The organism is Streptomyces sp. NPDC048171 (assembly GCF_043202655.1).
Taxonomy (GTDB): Bacteria; Actinomycetota; Actinomycetes; order Streptomycetales; family Streptomycetaceae; genus Streptomyces.
Window position 1 is genome coordinate 574,130 of the sequence record NZ_JBIDAU010000003.1, and the last position, 14,126, is coordinate 588,255.

The window sequence follows — 14,126 nt, forward strand, 5'->3', positions numbered from 1 at the left end:
GTCGCCGCGACCGGCGCGGAGTGAACGATTGTTAGCAGCGCTCTCGGGGCATGCGTCTGGCAAGGCGCCGGAGTGTGCGACCCTCGCTTCCCTCCGTGCGCCTCCTCTCCGCCTCCCCGCCGATCAGCGCCGCTCGGCACTCTGGAGGTGGCACGCGCCGCCCATCGCTCGCCGGCCCCCGTCAGCCGACCCGCACTCGACGACCGGCGGGCGGTCGCCTGATTCGGGGGTTGACATGGCCACACGCAAGAAGATCACGGGGAGGTTCGGCTCCGCGGCGACCGGGCTGCTGCTCGCCACGGCGGGACTGTCGCTGGCCGCGCGGCAGTGGCGGCTGGAGACGGTGCGCTTGCAGGAGCGAATACTGGAGCTGGAGGAGCTGACCAGTCGGCGGCAGTCGCTGGCGCATCAGCAGCGTATGCACTGGGAGTTGCTCACCAGGGCGATCGACGACCCGTCCCTGGCCGAGGTGATCGACACCTACGACAAGGGAATCCCGGCCGAACGACGCCGCCAGTTCTTCTACGCGAACGCCTGGTACGTGAACCTCTACCACGTGCATCAGGCAGGACTCCTGGATCAGGAAGGGCTCCAGGGGCGCCTGCGGGAGTTCTTCCAGAGTCCGATCTTCCGTGAGTACTGGGAGGCGTCGAGGAACATGCGCGCCTCCCTCGACGAGCGCTCCGAGGAAGCCCGACTGGGGCGGGTGGTCGACGCTCTCGTCAGGGACCTGGACGAGGCCGACACGGACGAGTGGTGGGTCGTGGGCACGCCTCCGAACGACTGAGGCCACCCAACGGAGTTAGCGACGGAGTGTCTCTCGGCGTACGGGCCGACGTGGTCCGCGATCACCCAGTACGGTGTGGCCTCGTCACTCCGCCAGCTTTGTCTCTAAGGACCGGTACCCCTTGAAAATCGTGCGCCGCATCGGTGTGCCTCCCAGCGCTCGTGGCAGTACCACGGGATCCACCTGCCCGGACGTCTTCGAACTGAGCGACGGCAACTTCGCCGTCATCGGCACCGAGGCCACCGAGGCGCTGGAGCGTGAACTGCCCGCCGACGCCGCCCGCGCCGACTACGAACGCATCGTCGTCGTGAGCCGGGAGACCCTGATCCGGGCCAAGGCGGACATCCCCGACGCCTGACGGCACCCCCGTGTCTCCGGCCGCACCCACCGCCGCCCGCGCCGGACACCCCACCGTCGAGGCATCCGGCACCCCGTCCATGCCCGACGCCCCCTCGACCAGGCCTGGCGCCCGAACGGCACCAGGCCGCTCGTTTCTCAGGCCACCACCGGCACCCCGACCGGCGCCCCCGGCCCCACATACCGTGCCGCCGGACGGATGATCTTCGAGTCCCGCGCCTGTTCCAGGATGTTCGCGCTCCAGCCCACCACCCGCGCCGCGGCGAACGTCGGGGTGAACATCTCGCGCGGCAGACCGCACAGTTCCATGACCACGCCCGCGTAGAACTCGACGTTGGTGTGCAACTCCCGTCCCGGTTTCAGCTCCGCGAGGATCGCCTCGACCCGGCGCTCCACCTCGACGGCGAACTCCACGCGCGGACCGCCGAACCCCTGCGCCACCTCACGGAGCATCCTGGAGCGCGGGTCCTCGGTGCGGTAGACGGCATGGCCGAAGCCCATGATGCGGTCACCGGCGAGCACCCGCTCGCGGATCCAGCCGTCGATGCGCTCCGGGGTGCCGATGGCGTCCAGGGTGTCCAGCGCCCGGCTCGGCGCACCGCCGTGCAAGGGCCCGGACAACGCCGCCACGGCTCCGGTGAGGCCCGCCGCGACGTCCGCGCCCGTCGAGGCGATGACCCGCGCGGTGAACGTTGACGCGTTGAAGCCGTGGTCAATGGTGGAGATCAAGTACTGCTCGATCGCCCGCGTGCGCCGGGCGTCCGGCTCCTCGCCCGTCAACATGTAGAGGTAGTTCGCCGCGTAGGACAGGTCCTCGCGCGGCTCGACCGGGTCGAGTCCGCGTGCCAGCCGGTGCAGGGCGGTCAGCAGCGTCGGGACGGCGGCCGCGGCCACCAGGGTGTCCTGGCGGCGCTGCTCGGCCGACAGGTCGTACACGGGCCTGAAGCCCCGGGCCGCGCCCAGCAGCGACAGGGCCGTGCGCATGCCGGCGAGCGGGCCGGAGTGCCCGCCGGCCGCCGCGATGGCGGGCAGCGCCGCGCGCACCGTGTCGGGGAGGCTCCGCATCGCCGCGGTCTCGGCGGCGAAGGCCGCCCCGCGCCGCGCGTCCGGGAGTTCCCCGTGCACCAGGAGATGCCAGACGTCCTCGAAGCCGCGGCTGCGCGCGAGTTCGACGGCCGAGTACTGGCGGTAGTGGTAGAAGCCCTCGAGCCCCCGGACGTCGCCGACCTCGGTCTCGGCCACCACGACACCGGCAAGCCCGCGCGGCACCTCGACGGGCGCCGTCGGCGACAGGTCGGCAGCGGTTCTGTTGACAGACATGATTGCCTCCTCGAACTTGAGTCAACTGTCTATACTTGACTATCTACCTGTCAATATTGATTAAATCAATGTGCGGCTCAGGACAGACCCTCAGGATCGATACGGTGACCCCATGCGCGATCAAGACCCCGGCCGCCCGGGCGACGCCGAACGGCGCCTGACCACCAAGGAGGCGGCCGAACTCCTCGGCGTGAAACCCGAGACCGTGTACGCGTACGTCAGCCGCGGCCGGCTCGGCAGCCGACGCACCCACGACGGCAGGGGCAGCACCTTCGACGCACAGGAGGTACGGGCCCTCGCCCGGCGCAACCGGCGCGACACCGGCACACCGGCGGCCTCCGGCCAGGAACTGGCCGTGCGCACCCGCATCACGCTCATCGAGAGCGACCGCTACTACTACCGGGGCGTCGACGCGGTCGAACTCGCCGCGCGCCACAGCTACGAAGAGGTCGCCGAATGGCTCTGGACCGGGGAGTTGCGCTCCGGCGCCGCCTTCTCCGCGCCCGAGTCCTCCGTGACCGTCGCCCGCCGGGCCGTCGGCGCCCTGCCCGAACACGCCGCCCCCACCGACCGGTTGCGGGTCGCGGCGATCGCCGCCGCGGTCGCGGACCCGCTCCGCTTCGACCTGTCCGAGGACGCGGTCCTGGGCACCGCGCGCATCCTCATCCCCACCCTCGTCGCCGCGCTGCCGCCCGTAGCGCGCGACGGCGACGACCGGGCCCCCCTCGCCCACCGCTTGTGGACCCGGCTCAGCGGGCGTCCCGCCGACGAGCCGACGCTGCACGCCCTGGACACCGCTCTCTCCCTGCTCGTCGACCACGACCTGGCCGCCTCCACGCTCGCCGTGCGCGTGGCGGCGTCGGCCCGGGCGCACGCCTACGCCGCAGTGTCCGCCGGGCTCGGCGTGATCGAGGGGCCGCTGCACGGTGCCGCCGGCGGGCTCGCGCACCGGATGCTGCTGGAGGTGCTCGACCAGGGCAACGCGGCACCCGTGGTCGCCGAGGAACTGCGGGCCGGCCGGCGCATCCCGGGCCTCGGCCACCGGCTCTACCCCGGCGAGGACCCACGCGCGCGTGCCCTGTTCGCGCTCCTGGAGGACATTCCGCGAGCCGGGCCCGCGCTCGCCGCGGCCCGGGACGTCCAGTCCACCGCCGCCCGCCACACCCCGCTGCACGCCAACGTCGACCTGGCCCTCGCCGTCCTCACCGCCTCCTCCGGCATGGCGCCCTCGGCGGCCGAGACGATCTTCGCGGTGGCCCGCACGGCGGGCTGGATCGCGCACGCGCTGGAGGAGTACGGAGAGCGCCCCCTGCGGATGCGGCCCAGTGGGCTCTACACGGGCCCGCGGCCGCCGCAGCCTCTGCCGGAGTAGCGTTCCCGCGCGGTGGGCAGCCACCGCGCGGCAAGTCAGGTTAGGCTCACCTCTGTGAGTACGTGCTCAACCGTCTCCTGGGACCTCGACGAGCCCGTTTCGGGCACCGCGCCCATCGCGACGACCTGGCTGCTTCTCGAACAGCCCGGCCCGTGGGGCGCCAAGGCGCTGACGTCGAGCCACCTGGACCCCGCACTCGGCCGCACCCTGGAAGAGGCGGTGAAGGGTACGGGCGTGCGCGTCGCGCTCATCCGCCGGCCCGGACGACACGCGGACCGCGGCACTCCGGTCGAACGCCGGGTGTACGCGGCCCACACCGTGCCGGGAAACGTGTGGGTGCACGCCACCACGATCAGGGATCCCCGACGGCTGCTCGACCTCGACTTCGCGGCGCTCGGCCGGGGCGATCACCGCGGCTTCGACTCGGCCCTCGACGGCGGCCCCCATCTCGGCGATCCCCTGGCTCTCGTCTGCACCAACGGCAAGCGGGACCGCTGTTGCGCACTCCTCGGCCGCCCGCTGGCGGCCGAACTCGCCGCCTCCGGGGCGGCGGGCGTCTGGGAGGTCACGCACCTGGGAGGCCACCGCTTCTCGCCGACCGTGCTCGTCCTGCCCCACGGATACGTCTACGGCCGCGTCCAGGCCCACGACGTCAAGGAGATCCTGCACGGCGCGCGGGAGGGCCGGATCGTCGTCGAGGGCTGCCGCGGGAACTCGGCGTGGGAACGTCCCGGACAGGCCGCCGAGCTGGCCCTGCGCTCGACGCTGGGCGAGGACGCGGCCGGGGCGCTGAGCGTCGTACGGACGGACGGCACCGCACCTCGCTGGGAGGTCACCCTGGCCCACCAGGACGGACGGCTCTGGCGGGTCACCGTCGCCCAGGGCGCGTCGTCGCCGCCGCGCCCGGAGAGCTGCGGGGCCTCGGTCCTGGGCTCGCCGGCGCGCATGGAGATCACGGCGGTGCGCGCACTGACCGTGACGGCGGCGCTCGCGAGCTGACGCACCGGCCCGCCCGGACGCGTGGATGTGCCGGCCCGCCCGGGAACGCGTGGACGCACCGGCCCGCCCGGAGTGCGTAACGGGAGATCCGCGCCACATCCCTCTACGGGATGCCCCCGCCTCCCACGTACGGTCATGGGTATGAGCTCCACTCCCCCCGTACGCCGCAGGCGCCTCGGCCTGCCCCGGCGGGTGTTCTCGCAGGTGCTGCTGATGCAGCTGGCGATCGCCGCGGGAGTCGCGGTGCTCGCGACCGGTCTGTTCCTGGCGCCGCTCGGTGACCAGCTGGACGACCAGGCGATGCGCCGGGCGCTGGCGATCGCGCAGACCACCGCGCAGCAGCCGCAGATCGCCGAGGAACTGCGGACCACCCGTCCGGCGACGGACGGCGCGGTGCAGACGGAGGCGGAGCGGATCCGGAGGGCCACGCAGGCCGAGTACGTCGTGGTGATGGACCGGCAGGGCGTGCGCTGGTCGCACACCGACCCGTCACGGATCGGCGAGGTCGTCTCGACCGACCCCGGGCAGGCGCTGGCCGGACGTGACGTGATGGAGATCGACGACGGCACCCTCGGACGCTCCGCACGCGGCAAGGTGCCCTTGCGCGACGCCGACGGCGACATCGTGGGAGCGGTCTCGGTCGGCATCGCCTACGACAGCGTGCGGGCACGGCTGATCCACGCCATTCCGGGCCTGTTCGCATACGCCGGCGGCGCCCTGGCCGTGGGCGCGCTGGCGGCCTGGCTCATCTCGCGCCGGGTGCAGCGGCAGACCCGCGACCTGGCCTTCTCGGACATCGCGGGCCTGCTCGCGGAGCGCGAGGCCATGCTGCACGGCATCCGGGAGGGTGTGGTCGCCCTGGACCGCGGGGGCAGGGTGCGGCTGCTCAACGACGAGGCGCAGCGGTTGCTCGGCGTCGGCGCCGAGGCCGTCGGCCGCTCCCCCGACGAGGCGCTCGGCGCGGGGCGCACGGCCGATGTCCTGGCGGGCCGGGTGACCGGCACCGACCTGCTGACCGTCCGCGGCCAGCGGGTCCTGGTCGCCAACCGGATGCCCACCGACGACGGCGGTGCGGTCGTCACCCTCCGCGACCGCACCGAGCTGGAGCAGCTCGGCCGGGAGCTGGACTCGACGCGTGGCCTGATCGACGCCCTGCGCGCCCAGGACCACGAGCACGCCAACCGCATGCACACCTTGCTGGGGCTGCTCGAACTGGAGATGTACGACGACGCCGTGGAGTTCGTCGGGGAGGTGGTCGGCGATCACCGGGTGACCGCGGAGCAGATCACCGAGCGGATCCAGGACCCGCTGCTGACCGCCCTGCTGGTCGGCAAGGCGACCGTCGCGGCGGAACGCGGAGTGACCCTCTGGGTGTCGGACCGGACGCGGCTGCCGGATGGGCTGGTCGACCCCAGGGGGCTCGTCACGATCGTCGGCAACCTGGTGGACAACGCTCTCGACGCCACCGCGGGGACGCCGCACGCGCGCGTGGAGGTCGAGCTGCGCGCACGGGGGCGGGCCGTCACGCTCCAGGTGCGCGACACCGGGCCCGGGATTCCGGCGGAACACCGCGAGCTGGTCTTCACGGCGGGATGGTCGACCAAGGAGCCGCCGGCGCACCGGCGGCGCGGTATCGGGCTGTCGCTGGTGCGCAGGCTGGCCGAGCGGCAGGGCGGCAGCGCCACCGTCGACGCCGCGTACGGCGGAGGCGCGGAATTCGTGGTCGTCCTGCCCGAGGCACTGGCGGATGCACTGGCGGAGGCGGACCTGGAACCCGTCCCCGCCCCCCGCGCGGTACCCGCCCCCGCCCCCGTGAACATCGCTGCCGAGGAGGAGTCCCGATGATCGAGGTCCTGGTCGTGGACGACGACACGCGGGTCGCGCGGGTCAACGCCGCCTACGTGGAGAAGGTGCCGGGCTTCCACGTCGCGGGCCAGGCGCACAGCGCCGTGGAGGCCCTGCGCAGCGTGGAACGGCTGCCGCGCGTCGACCTGGTCCTGCTCGACCACTATCTGCCCGACCGGACCGGCCTGGAGGTCGTCCAGGAGATGCGGCGGCGCGGCCACCAGACGGACGTGATCATGGTGACGGCCGCCCGGGACGTGTCGACCGTCCAGGCGGCGATGCGGCAGGGAGCACTCCAGTACCTGGTGAAGCCCTTCGCCTACGCGGGGCTGCGCGCCAAGCTGGAGGCGTACGCGGATTTGCGGCGCACCCTCGACGGTGGCGGTGAGGCGGAGCAGGCGGAGGTGGACCGGATCTTCGGCGCCCTGTCGGCGCCGTCGGAACCGGGGCTGCCCAAGGGCCACTCCCCCACCACAGCCGAGTCGGTACGCCAGTGCCTGATGAAGTCCGACGGACCGCTCTCCGCCCAGGAGATCGCGGAACGGACCGGGGTGAGCCGCCAGACCGCACAGCGCTATCTGAAGCTCCTGGAGCGCACGGGACGGGCCAGGCTGACGCTCAAGTACGGCGACGCGGGCCGCCCGGAACACCGCTACGAGTGGGCGACCCGCCCGTGAACCGGGCGGGTCGCACTCCCACCCACGCGCTACACGGCCCCCGCCCCGGTCAGTGACCGCACCTCGGTCTCGGCGTGCTTGGCCTCGTCCGGGACCTCCGGCGAGGTGACCGTGCCCAGCCAGCCGGCGAGGAAGCCGAGGGGGACCGAGACCAGACCCGGGTTCTGCAGCGGGAAGTACTGGAAGTCGACGTCCGGGAAGAGCGACTGCGGACCACCCGACACCACCGGGGACAGCAGCACGAGCACCACCGCCGGGACCAGGCCGCCGTAGACGGCCCACACCGCTCCGCGCGTGGTGAAGCCGCGCCAGAACAGTGAGTAGAGCAGCACGGGCAGGTTTGCGGAGGCGGCGACGGCAAAGGCGAGGCCCACCAGGAACGCGACGTTGAGATCGCGGGCGAGCAGGCCGAGTCCGATCGCGACGGCACCGATCCCGACGGCGGCGATCCGCGCCACGACGACCTCGCTGCGCGGCTCCTTCCCGCGGCGGCGCAGGGACGCGTAGAGGTCGTGGGCCACGGACGCGGAGGACGCGAGGGTGATGCCGGCGACCACCGCGAGGATGGTGGCGAAGGCTATGGCGGCGACGACCGCGAACAGCACCGTCCCTCCGGTGGAGCCCGCGCCGCCGCCCAGGTCGAGGGCGAGCAGCGGGACCGCCGTGTTGCCGGCCGCGTTGGACGCGCGCACGGCGTCCGGTCCGACCAGGGCGGCGGCGCCGAAGCCGAGCACGATCGTCATCAGGTAGAAGCCGCCGATGAGTCCGATCGACCAGACGACGGACCGCCGCGCGGCGCGGGCCGTGGGCACCGTGTAGAAGCGGGACAGGATGTGCGGCAGCCCGGCCGTGCCCAGCACCAGGGCCAGCCCCAGGCTGATGAAGTCGAAGCGGGAGGTCCAGTCCCCGCCGTACGCCAGCCCCGGCGCCAGGAACGCCTCGCCGTGGCCACTGCGTTCGGCCGCCGTGCGCAACAGCCGGTCGAAGTCGCCCTGGAAGCGCACGAGGACGAGCGTGGTCAGCGCCACGGTGCCGCCGAGCAGCAGCACCGCCTTCACGATCTGAATCCAGGTGGTGGCGCGCATCCCGCCCAGCGACACGTAGATGACCATCAGTGCGCCGACGCCGATGACGGTCCAGGTGCGCGCCGCCTCGGTGGTGCCGCCGAGCAGCAGGGCGACCAGACTGCCCGCGCCGACCATCTGCGCCACCAGGTACAGGACGGACACGGTGACCGAGGAGGTCCCCGCCGCGATCCGCACCGGCCGCTCCCGCATCCTGGAGGCCACCACGTCGGCGAGGGTGAACCTGCCGCAGTTGCGCACCAGTTCGGCGACGAGGAAGAGCACGACGAGCCAGGCCACCAGAAAGCCCACCGAGTACAGCATGCCGTCGTAGCCGTAGAGCGCGATGAGCCCCGAGATGCCGAGGAAGGACGCGGCCGACATGTAGTCGCCCGCGATGGCAAAACCATTCTCCATCGGTGAGAAGAGACGGCCGCCCGCGTAGAACTCCTCCGCCGACCCCTGCCGGTGGCGGCTCACCCACGTGGTGATGCCCAGCGTGACGGCGACGAACGTACTGAACAGCAGCAGCGCCAGCGTCTGGTGGTCGCCGGTCATGACGCGCCACCTCGTACGCCGCGGGTCAGTTCCTGGGTGTCCCAGCGCAGTTCGAGCGCGGCCCGGTCCCTGCGCAGCCGGGCATGCCGGGCGTACGCCCAGGTGAGCAGGAAGGTGGTGAGGAACTGGCCGAGCCCCGCGACCATCGCCACGTTCACCGCTCCCGTCACCGGACGGGCCATCAGCTCGGGCGCCGTGGTGGCGGCCACCACGTAGGCGAGGTACCAGACGAGAAAGGCGGCGACCGCCGGCACCACGAACCTCCGGTACCGGCTGCGCACCTCCTGGAAGGCGGGGCTGCGCTGCACCTCCAGGTACACCTCGGCCGCACCCCGGGACGGTTCCCCGGCCGGTTCCCCGCGCATCCCCGGCAGCACCGGCTCGGGGGGCCCGGCATCCGCGGACTCACCCCAGCCGGAGGCGAGCGCGTCGTACCACGGGTCGTCGTACCGGATGTCGTCGTACCGGGGTTCCGGTGACACTTCGGCGTACGCCCGGTCCGGCACGGCGCGGGGGTCGACCGCGCTTTCGGGACCACTCCCGGCGCCGCGGGAACGGTCATTGCTTGACTGCATGCCCAAGGATGGACAGAACGGGAAGATCCCCGACTCTTCTTCCCTTACCGCTTCACCCCATCAGGTGACTCAACCCCTGGGTGGCGGGACCAGCCCCTTCCCGTAGGCGTAACGCACAGCCTGTGCACGGTCCTTGAGACCCGTCTTGGCGAACAGGTTGTTGATGTGGGTCTTCACGGTCGCTGTGGAGACGTGCATTCTGCTCGCGATCTGCTGGTTGTTGAGCCCTTCGGCGATCAGGACCAGGACCTCGGTCTCCCGGGTGGTGAGTCCGTCCGGCGGCTCCTGCGGACCGGCCGGCCGGAGCCCGGACTCGGCCAGGTGCTCCAGCAGTCGCCGCTGGATGCCCGGTGATAGCCCCGCGTCCCCGGACAGGACGCTGTGCACCGCCCGGACGATCTCGTCCCCGCCCGCGTCCTTGGTGAGATAGCCGCGCGCACCCGCCGTCAACGCCGGGAACAGCGACTCGTCGTCCGCGTACGTCGTGAGCACGACGACCTGCGTCCCGGGGTGCTCGGAGCGGATCCTGCGGGTCGCCTCGACGCCGTCGCATCGCGGCATGCGCAGGTCCATCAGCACCACGTCCGGGGCGAGTTCGGCGACCAGACGCACCGCCTCCTCGCCGTCGCCCGCGGCGCCCACCACCTCGACACCGGGCAGCAGTCCGAGAAGCATCACGATCCCCTCCCGCACCACGGTCTGATCGTCCGCGACGACCACCCGCGCGGGCGTCCCCCGGGCTTCGTCCGTCATACCGGCACCTTCAACGTCACCACGAACCCCTCCTCGCCCGGACCGGCCCGCAGCGAGCCACCCAGCAGTTCGGCACGCTCCCGCATGCCCAGCAGACCGTACCCACCTCCGGTGGTGGTGAGTTCGCCGGGCGAGCCTCCGGAGTCCCGCACGTCGAGCATCACCTCATGGGCGCCGTAGTCCAGGCGCACCCGCACGCCGGCGCCCGGGGCGTGCTTGCGGGCGTTCGTCAGAGCCTCCTGCGCCACTCTGCGCACGGCCTGTGACGCCTCCGCCGGCAAGGGTCTGCGGTCCCCCGTAATGGTGACCTCGGCGTCGCTCCCGGCCGTCCGGACGAGGTGGGCCAGGAAGTCCTCCAGCGGCGTCAGCTCACCGCGCAGGGCGGACAGCGCCTGCCGGGTCTCGGTGAGTCCGTCGCGGGCCATGCCGCGCGCCGCCACCACCCGGTCGAGGATCCGCTCCCGGTCGGCTCCCCGCTCGATCAGCAACCGGGCCGCCTCCAGGTGCACCAGTTGCGCGGAGAGGCTGTGCGCCAGTACATCGTGGATCTCCCGGGCGATGCGGGCCCGCTCGGCGAGCGCGGCGGACTCGGCCTCGGCCGCGCGCGCGGCTCGCTCCTGGGCCAGCAGCCGCATGGTGCTGCCCCTGCCCTCGGCGTCCAGCCGCAGCACGTACCCGGCGAGGGCCAGTCCGGACGTCGTCGCCAAGGTGGTCAGCCACGGGTCGTCCGCGGCGGCGGCGTAGGAGGTCAGGGCCACCGCCGTCATGGGCAGTGCCGCCACGAGGGGCATCCTCTCCAGGGCTGCGACGGAGCCGGCGCACCAGATGACCAGGGCAGGCACCCGGAAGCCTCCGCCCTGCGCGGCGACCGCCACCCCCAGCAGCGCCGCGAGGAGCGCCAGGGAGGGCCACAGCCGGTGCGCGAGCGTGGTCCTGGAGTAGGCCCATGCCAGGAACACCGCCATCAGCAGGCCGGCGGCCGCCGCGGCCGCGCCCCAGCCGTGCACATGGCTGGTCGTGAACGCTCCCCACAGCAGTGCCCCGAACACCACCAGGCGCGCGAACCAGGCCAGCAGGCGTCGGGGGGTGGAGACTCCCGCGTGACGGAGCGCCTCCTTGGAGGGCCACCTCGTCCAGACGCTCTCCGTCACGCGGGCTCCTTCCGGGCGGGCCGGGACACGGCGGCACCGCGGGCGGGCCGGGTCGCTCCCTGCGCGAGGGCGAGGAGCGGGGCGGAGCTGTCCTGGCGGACTCCGAGGGCGGCGCGCGGCCCGGACATCATGCCTCCGTGAGCGGGAGAAGGATGTGCCGGCGGCGGATCCCGCCGACGCCTTCGACGTTACGGAAACGGCGAGGCCACGGGATCGGAGCCCGGGTGGATCATGGGTGGAGCCCGGCACGGCCGAGAACTCCACCCATGGGTGGAGAAACCAGTACCGGGCCCGGATACGGGTCCCGGGCCCGGCTTCAGCGGCAGAGTGTGGTCACGCGTCGATGCGCGACCGGTCCAGCGTCGCCGCCGAGTTGGAGATGAACTCCTTGCGCGGCGCGACGTCATTGCCCATCAGCAGGTCGAAGACCTGCTCGGCGGATTCCAGGTCGGTCAGGTTGATCCGGCGCAGCGTGCGGCGCCGGGGGTCCATGGTCGTCTCCGCGAGCTGGTCGGCGTCCATCTCGCCCAGGCCCTTGTACCGCTGGATGGAGTCCTTGTACCGGATGTTCTTGCTCTGGAACTCCATGAGCCTGTCCCGCAGCTCGCGGTCCGAGTACGTGTAGACGTACTTGTCCTGGCCCTTCTTCGGCTGGATCAGCTCGATGCGGTGCAGCGGCGGCACGGCGGCGAAGACCCGGCCGGCCTCCACCATGGGCCGCATGTAGCGGTGGAACAGGGTGAGCAGCAAGGTACGGATGTGGGAGCCGTCGACATCGGCGTCGGTCATCATGATGATCTTGCCGTAGCGGGCCGCGTCGATGTCGAAGGTGCGGCCGGACCCCGCTCCTATGACCTGGATGATCGCACCGCACTCGGCGTTCTTGAGCATGTCGGTCACGGACGACTTCTGCACGTTGAGGATCTTGCCGCGGATCGGCAGCAGCGCCTGGAACTCCGAATTCCGGGCGAGCTTTGCCGTACCCAGCGCGGAGTCTCCCTCGACGATGAAGAGCTCGCTGCGGTCGACGTCGTCACTGCGGCAGTCCGCGAGCTTCGCCGGCAGCGAGGAGGACTCCAGGGCCGTCTTACGGCGCTGGGCGTCCTTGTGCTGGCGGGCGGCGATCCGGGTCCGCGCTGCGGCGACGGCCTTCTCCATCACCACGCGGGCCTGCTGGGCGGCGTCCCGCTTGGTGGAGGTCAGGAACGCCTTGAGTTCCTTGGTGATGACGTTGTTCACGATCCGGCGGGCCGCCGACGTGCCGAGGACCTCCTTGGTCTGGCCCTCGAACTGGGGCTCCGCGAGCCGCACCGTGACGACCGCCGTGAGCCCTTCCAGGGCGTCGTCCTTGACGACGTCGTCCTCGGCGACGCGCAGCATCTTCTTGGTCCGCAGCACCTCGTTCATCGTCCTCGTCACCGCCTGCTCGAAGCCGGCGACGTGGGTGCCGCCCTTCGGGGTGGCGATGATGTTGACGAAGGACCGGAGCGTGGTGTCGTAGCCGGTGCCCCAGCGCATGGCGACGTCGACGCCGAGGTCGCGGGTGACCTCGGTGGGCGTCATCTGGCCGTGCTCGTCGAGCACCGGGACCGTCTCCTTGAAGCTGCCCTGACCGCTGAAGCGGAGGACGTCGCAGACGGGCCGGTCACTGGCCAGGAACTCGCAGAACTCGCTGATGCCGCCGTCGAAGCGGAACGACTCCTCGCCCTTGCTGCCGCCGTCACCGAGGCCGAGCTCGTCCCGGACGACGATGGTCAGTCCCGGCACCAGGAAGGCTGTCTGGCGGGCCCGCTGGTGCAGCGTGTCCAGGGAGAGCTTGGCGTCCTTGAGGAAGATCTGACGGTCGGCCCAGTAGCGCACGCGTGTGCCGCTGCGGGTCTTGGGGATCTTCTTGGCCTTGCGCAGCCCGTTCTTCGCCTCGAACTTGGCGTCCGCGCCCGCCCCCGCGAAGGCTCCGGGGACACCGCGCCGGAAGCTGATGGCGTGGGTGTGCCCGTCGCGGTCCACCTCGATGTCCAGGCGGGCGGACAAGGCGTTCACCACGGAGGCACCGACGCCGTGCAGACCGCCGGAGGCGGCGTACGAGCCGCCGCCGAACTTGCCGCCGGCGTGCAGCTTGGTCATGACGACCTCGACGCCGGAGAGGCCGGTCTTGGGCTCGACGTCGACGGGGATGCCCCGGCCGTTGTCCCTGACCTCCACCGAACCGTCGTCGTGGAGGATCACTTCGATGTGGTCGCAGTAGTCGCCCAGGGCCTCGTCGACGGAGTTGTCGATGATCTCCCACAGGCAGTGCATCAGGCCGCGGCTGTCGGTGGATCCGATGTACATGCCCGGACGCTTGCGTACGGCCTCGAGCCCCTCGAGGACGAGCAGGTGCCGCGCGGTGTAGTTGGATCCGTCCCGGTCTGCTCCTGCCAGCAGCGCAGTGGACGGCACGGATGTCTCGGCGGTCACGCGGTTCGCTCCTCGCTGAATTTCAGATGGGGCCCCGCTGGGTAAGGGCGCGGCTCGGTTCACCGGTCAGAGGGTACCGAGCCCTGGTAGAGCCGTTGCAACGCCACCCTCGTCGCTGTCTCACCCTAGTCCAGAGTCGCATGCCTGTTCGATCCCTCGATGGGGTGAAGTACACATCACGTTCCCTTCGAGGCATGAACCATTTAGGCTC

Annotated in this window: 13 protein-coding genes; 6 read left to right on the forward strand and 7 right to left on the reverse strand. The window is 71.9% G+C overall.

The features are described from left to right. Positions 1–235: 235 nt before the first annotated feature. Positions 236–787, forward strand: coding sequence for a DUF6082 family protein (locus ACGF3J_RS11275; RefSeq protein WP_125495366.1), 552 nt, complete (start codon positions 236–238; stop codon positions 785–787). A gap of 121 nt (positions 788–908) precedes the next feature. Further along, on the forward strand, positions 909–1,145 hold the full coding sequence (locus ACGF3J_RS11280; protein WP_122618478.1) for a hypothetical protein: 237 nt from the start codon (positions 909–911) through the stop codon (positions 1,143–1,145). A 137-nt stretch (positions 1,146–1,282) separates the two neighbouring features. On the opposite strand, the gene ACGF3J_RS11285 is transcribed toward ACGF3J_RS11280, so the two are convergent. After that, a complete protein-coding gene (locus ACGF3J_RS11285; RefSeq protein WP_393853991.1) occupies positions 1,283–2,464 on the reverse strand; it encodes a citrate synthase/methylcitrate synthase in 1,182 nt (393 codons plus the stop codon). A gap of 112 nt (positions 2,465–2,576) precedes the next feature. On the opposite strand from ACGF3J_RS11285, the gene ACGF3J_RS11290 reads away from it, so the two are divergent. The 4 genes from ACGF3J_RS11290 to ACGF3J_RS11305 all read left to right on the forward strand — a co-directional run bounded on the left by ACGF3J_RS11290 (position 2,577) and on the right by ACGF3J_RS11305 (position 7,357). Continuing rightward, positions 2,577–3,836: a citrate synthase gene (locus ACGF3J_RS11290; RefSeq protein WP_161328832.1), complete on the forward strand. Its 1,260-nt coding sequence runs from the start codon at positions 2,577–2,579 to the stop codon at positions 3,834–3,836. Between the two features lie 54 nt (positions 3,837–3,890). Continuing rightward, positions 3,891–4,835: a sucrase ferredoxin gene (locus ACGF3J_RS11295; RefSeq protein WP_393853992.1), complete on the forward strand. Its 945-nt coding sequence runs from the start codon at positions 3,891–3,893 to the stop codon at positions 4,833–4,835. Positions 4,836–4,976: 141 nt separating this feature from the next. Next, positions 4,977–6,680 (forward strand): ATP-binding protein, encoded by a 1,704-nt coding sequence (locus ACGF3J_RS11300; protein WP_393853993.1) that lies wholly within the window; start codon positions 4,977–4,979, stop codon positions 6,678–6,680. Continuing rightward, positions 6,677–7,357: a response regulator gene (locus tag ACGF3J_RS11305; protein ID WP_393853994.1), complete on the forward strand. Its 681-nt coding sequence runs from the start codon at positions 6,677–6,679 to the stop codon at positions 7,355–7,357. Before ACGF3J_RS11300 ends, ACGF3J_RS11305 begins: the two co-directional genes overlap by 4 nt. Positions 7,358–7,386: 29 nt before the next feature. Here the strand turns inward: ACGF3J_RS11305 and ACGF3J_RS11310 are convergent, their stop codons facing one another. From ACGF3J_RS11310 to ACGF3J_RS11335, 6 genes are all read right to left on the reverse strand, one after another. Next, a complete protein-coding gene (locus tag ACGF3J_RS11310) occupies positions 7,387–8,979 on the reverse strand; it encodes a cation acetate symporter (protein ID WP_393853995.1) in 1,593 nt (530 codons plus the stop codon). Then, positions 8,976–9,554 (reverse strand): DUF485 domain-containing protein, encoded by a 579-nt coding sequence (locus tag ACGF3J_RS11315; RefSeq protein ID WP_393853996.1) that lies wholly within the window; start codon positions 9,552–9,554, stop codon positions 8,976–8,978. The genes ACGF3J_RS11310 and ACGF3J_RS11315 overlap by 4 nt, the downstream gene beginning before the upstream one ends. Before the next feature lie 69 nt (positions 9,555–9,623). Continuing rightward, entirely contained in the window at positions 9,624–10,307 is a 684-nt protein-coding gene (locus ACGF3J_RS11320) for a response regulator transcription factor (RefSeq protein ID WP_161328826.1), read from the reverse strand. Next, complete coding sequence (locus ACGF3J_RS11325) at positions 10,304–11,458, reverse strand: sensor histidine kinase (RefSeq protein ID WP_393853997.1); 1,155 nt, start codon at positions 11,456–11,458, stop codon at positions 10,304–10,306. The genes ACGF3J_RS11320 and ACGF3J_RS11325 overlap by 4 nt, the downstream gene beginning before the upstream one ends. After that, positions 11,455–11,589: a hypothetical protein gene (locus ACGF3J_RS11330; protein WP_393853998.1), complete on the reverse strand. Its 135-nt coding sequence runs from the start codon at positions 11,587–11,589 to the stop codon at positions 11,455–11,457. Before ACGF3J_RS11330 ends, ACGF3J_RS11325 begins: the two co-directional genes overlap by 4 nt. Positions 11,590–11,791: 202 nt before the next feature. Then, complete coding sequence (locus ACGF3J_RS11335) at positions 11,792–13,915, reverse strand: type IIA DNA topoisomerase subunit B (RefSeq protein WP_122618488.1); 2,124 nt, start codon at positions 13,913–13,915, stop codon at positions 11,792–11,794. Positions 13,916–14,126 lie beyond the last annotated feature (211 nt).

Coding starts and splice junctions, on each gene's coding strand:
- ACGF3J_RS11315 (WP_393853996.1), bottom strand. CDS start 9,554: ATGCAGTCAAGCAATGACCGTTCCCGCGGCGCCGGGAGTGGTCCCGAA.
- ACGF3J_RS11290 (WP_161328832.1), top strand. CDS start 2,577: ATGCGCGATCAAGACCCCGGCCGCCCGGGCGACGCCGAACGGCGCCTG.
- ACGF3J_RS11285 (WP_393853991.1), bottom strand. CDS start 2,464: ATGTCTGTCAACAGAACCGCTGCCGACCTGTCGCCGACGGCGCCCGTC.
- ACGF3J_RS11275 (WP_125495366.1), top strand. CDS start 236: ATGGCCACACGCAAGAAGATCACGGGGAGGTTCGGCTCCGCGGCGACC.
- ACGF3J_RS11305 (WP_393853994.1), top strand. CDS start 6,677: ATGATCGAGGTCCTGGTCGTGGACGACGACACGCGGGTCGCGCGGGTC.
- ACGF3J_RS11320 (WP_161328826.1), bottom strand. CDS start 10,307: ATGACGGACGAAGCCCGGGGGACGCCCGCGCGGGTGGTCGTCGCGGAC.
- ACGF3J_RS11310 (WP_393853995.1), bottom strand. CDS start 8,979: ATGACCGGCGACCACCAGACGCTGGCGCTGCTGCTGTTCAGTACGTTC.
- ACGF3J_RS11330 (WP_393853998.1), bottom strand. CDS start 11,589: ATGATGTCCGGGCCGCGCGCCGCCCTCGGAGTCCGCCAGGACAGCTCC.
- ACGF3J_RS11300 (WP_393853993.1), top strand. CDS start 4,977: ATGAGCTCCACTCCCCCCGTACGCCGCAGGCGCCTCGGCCTGCCCCGG.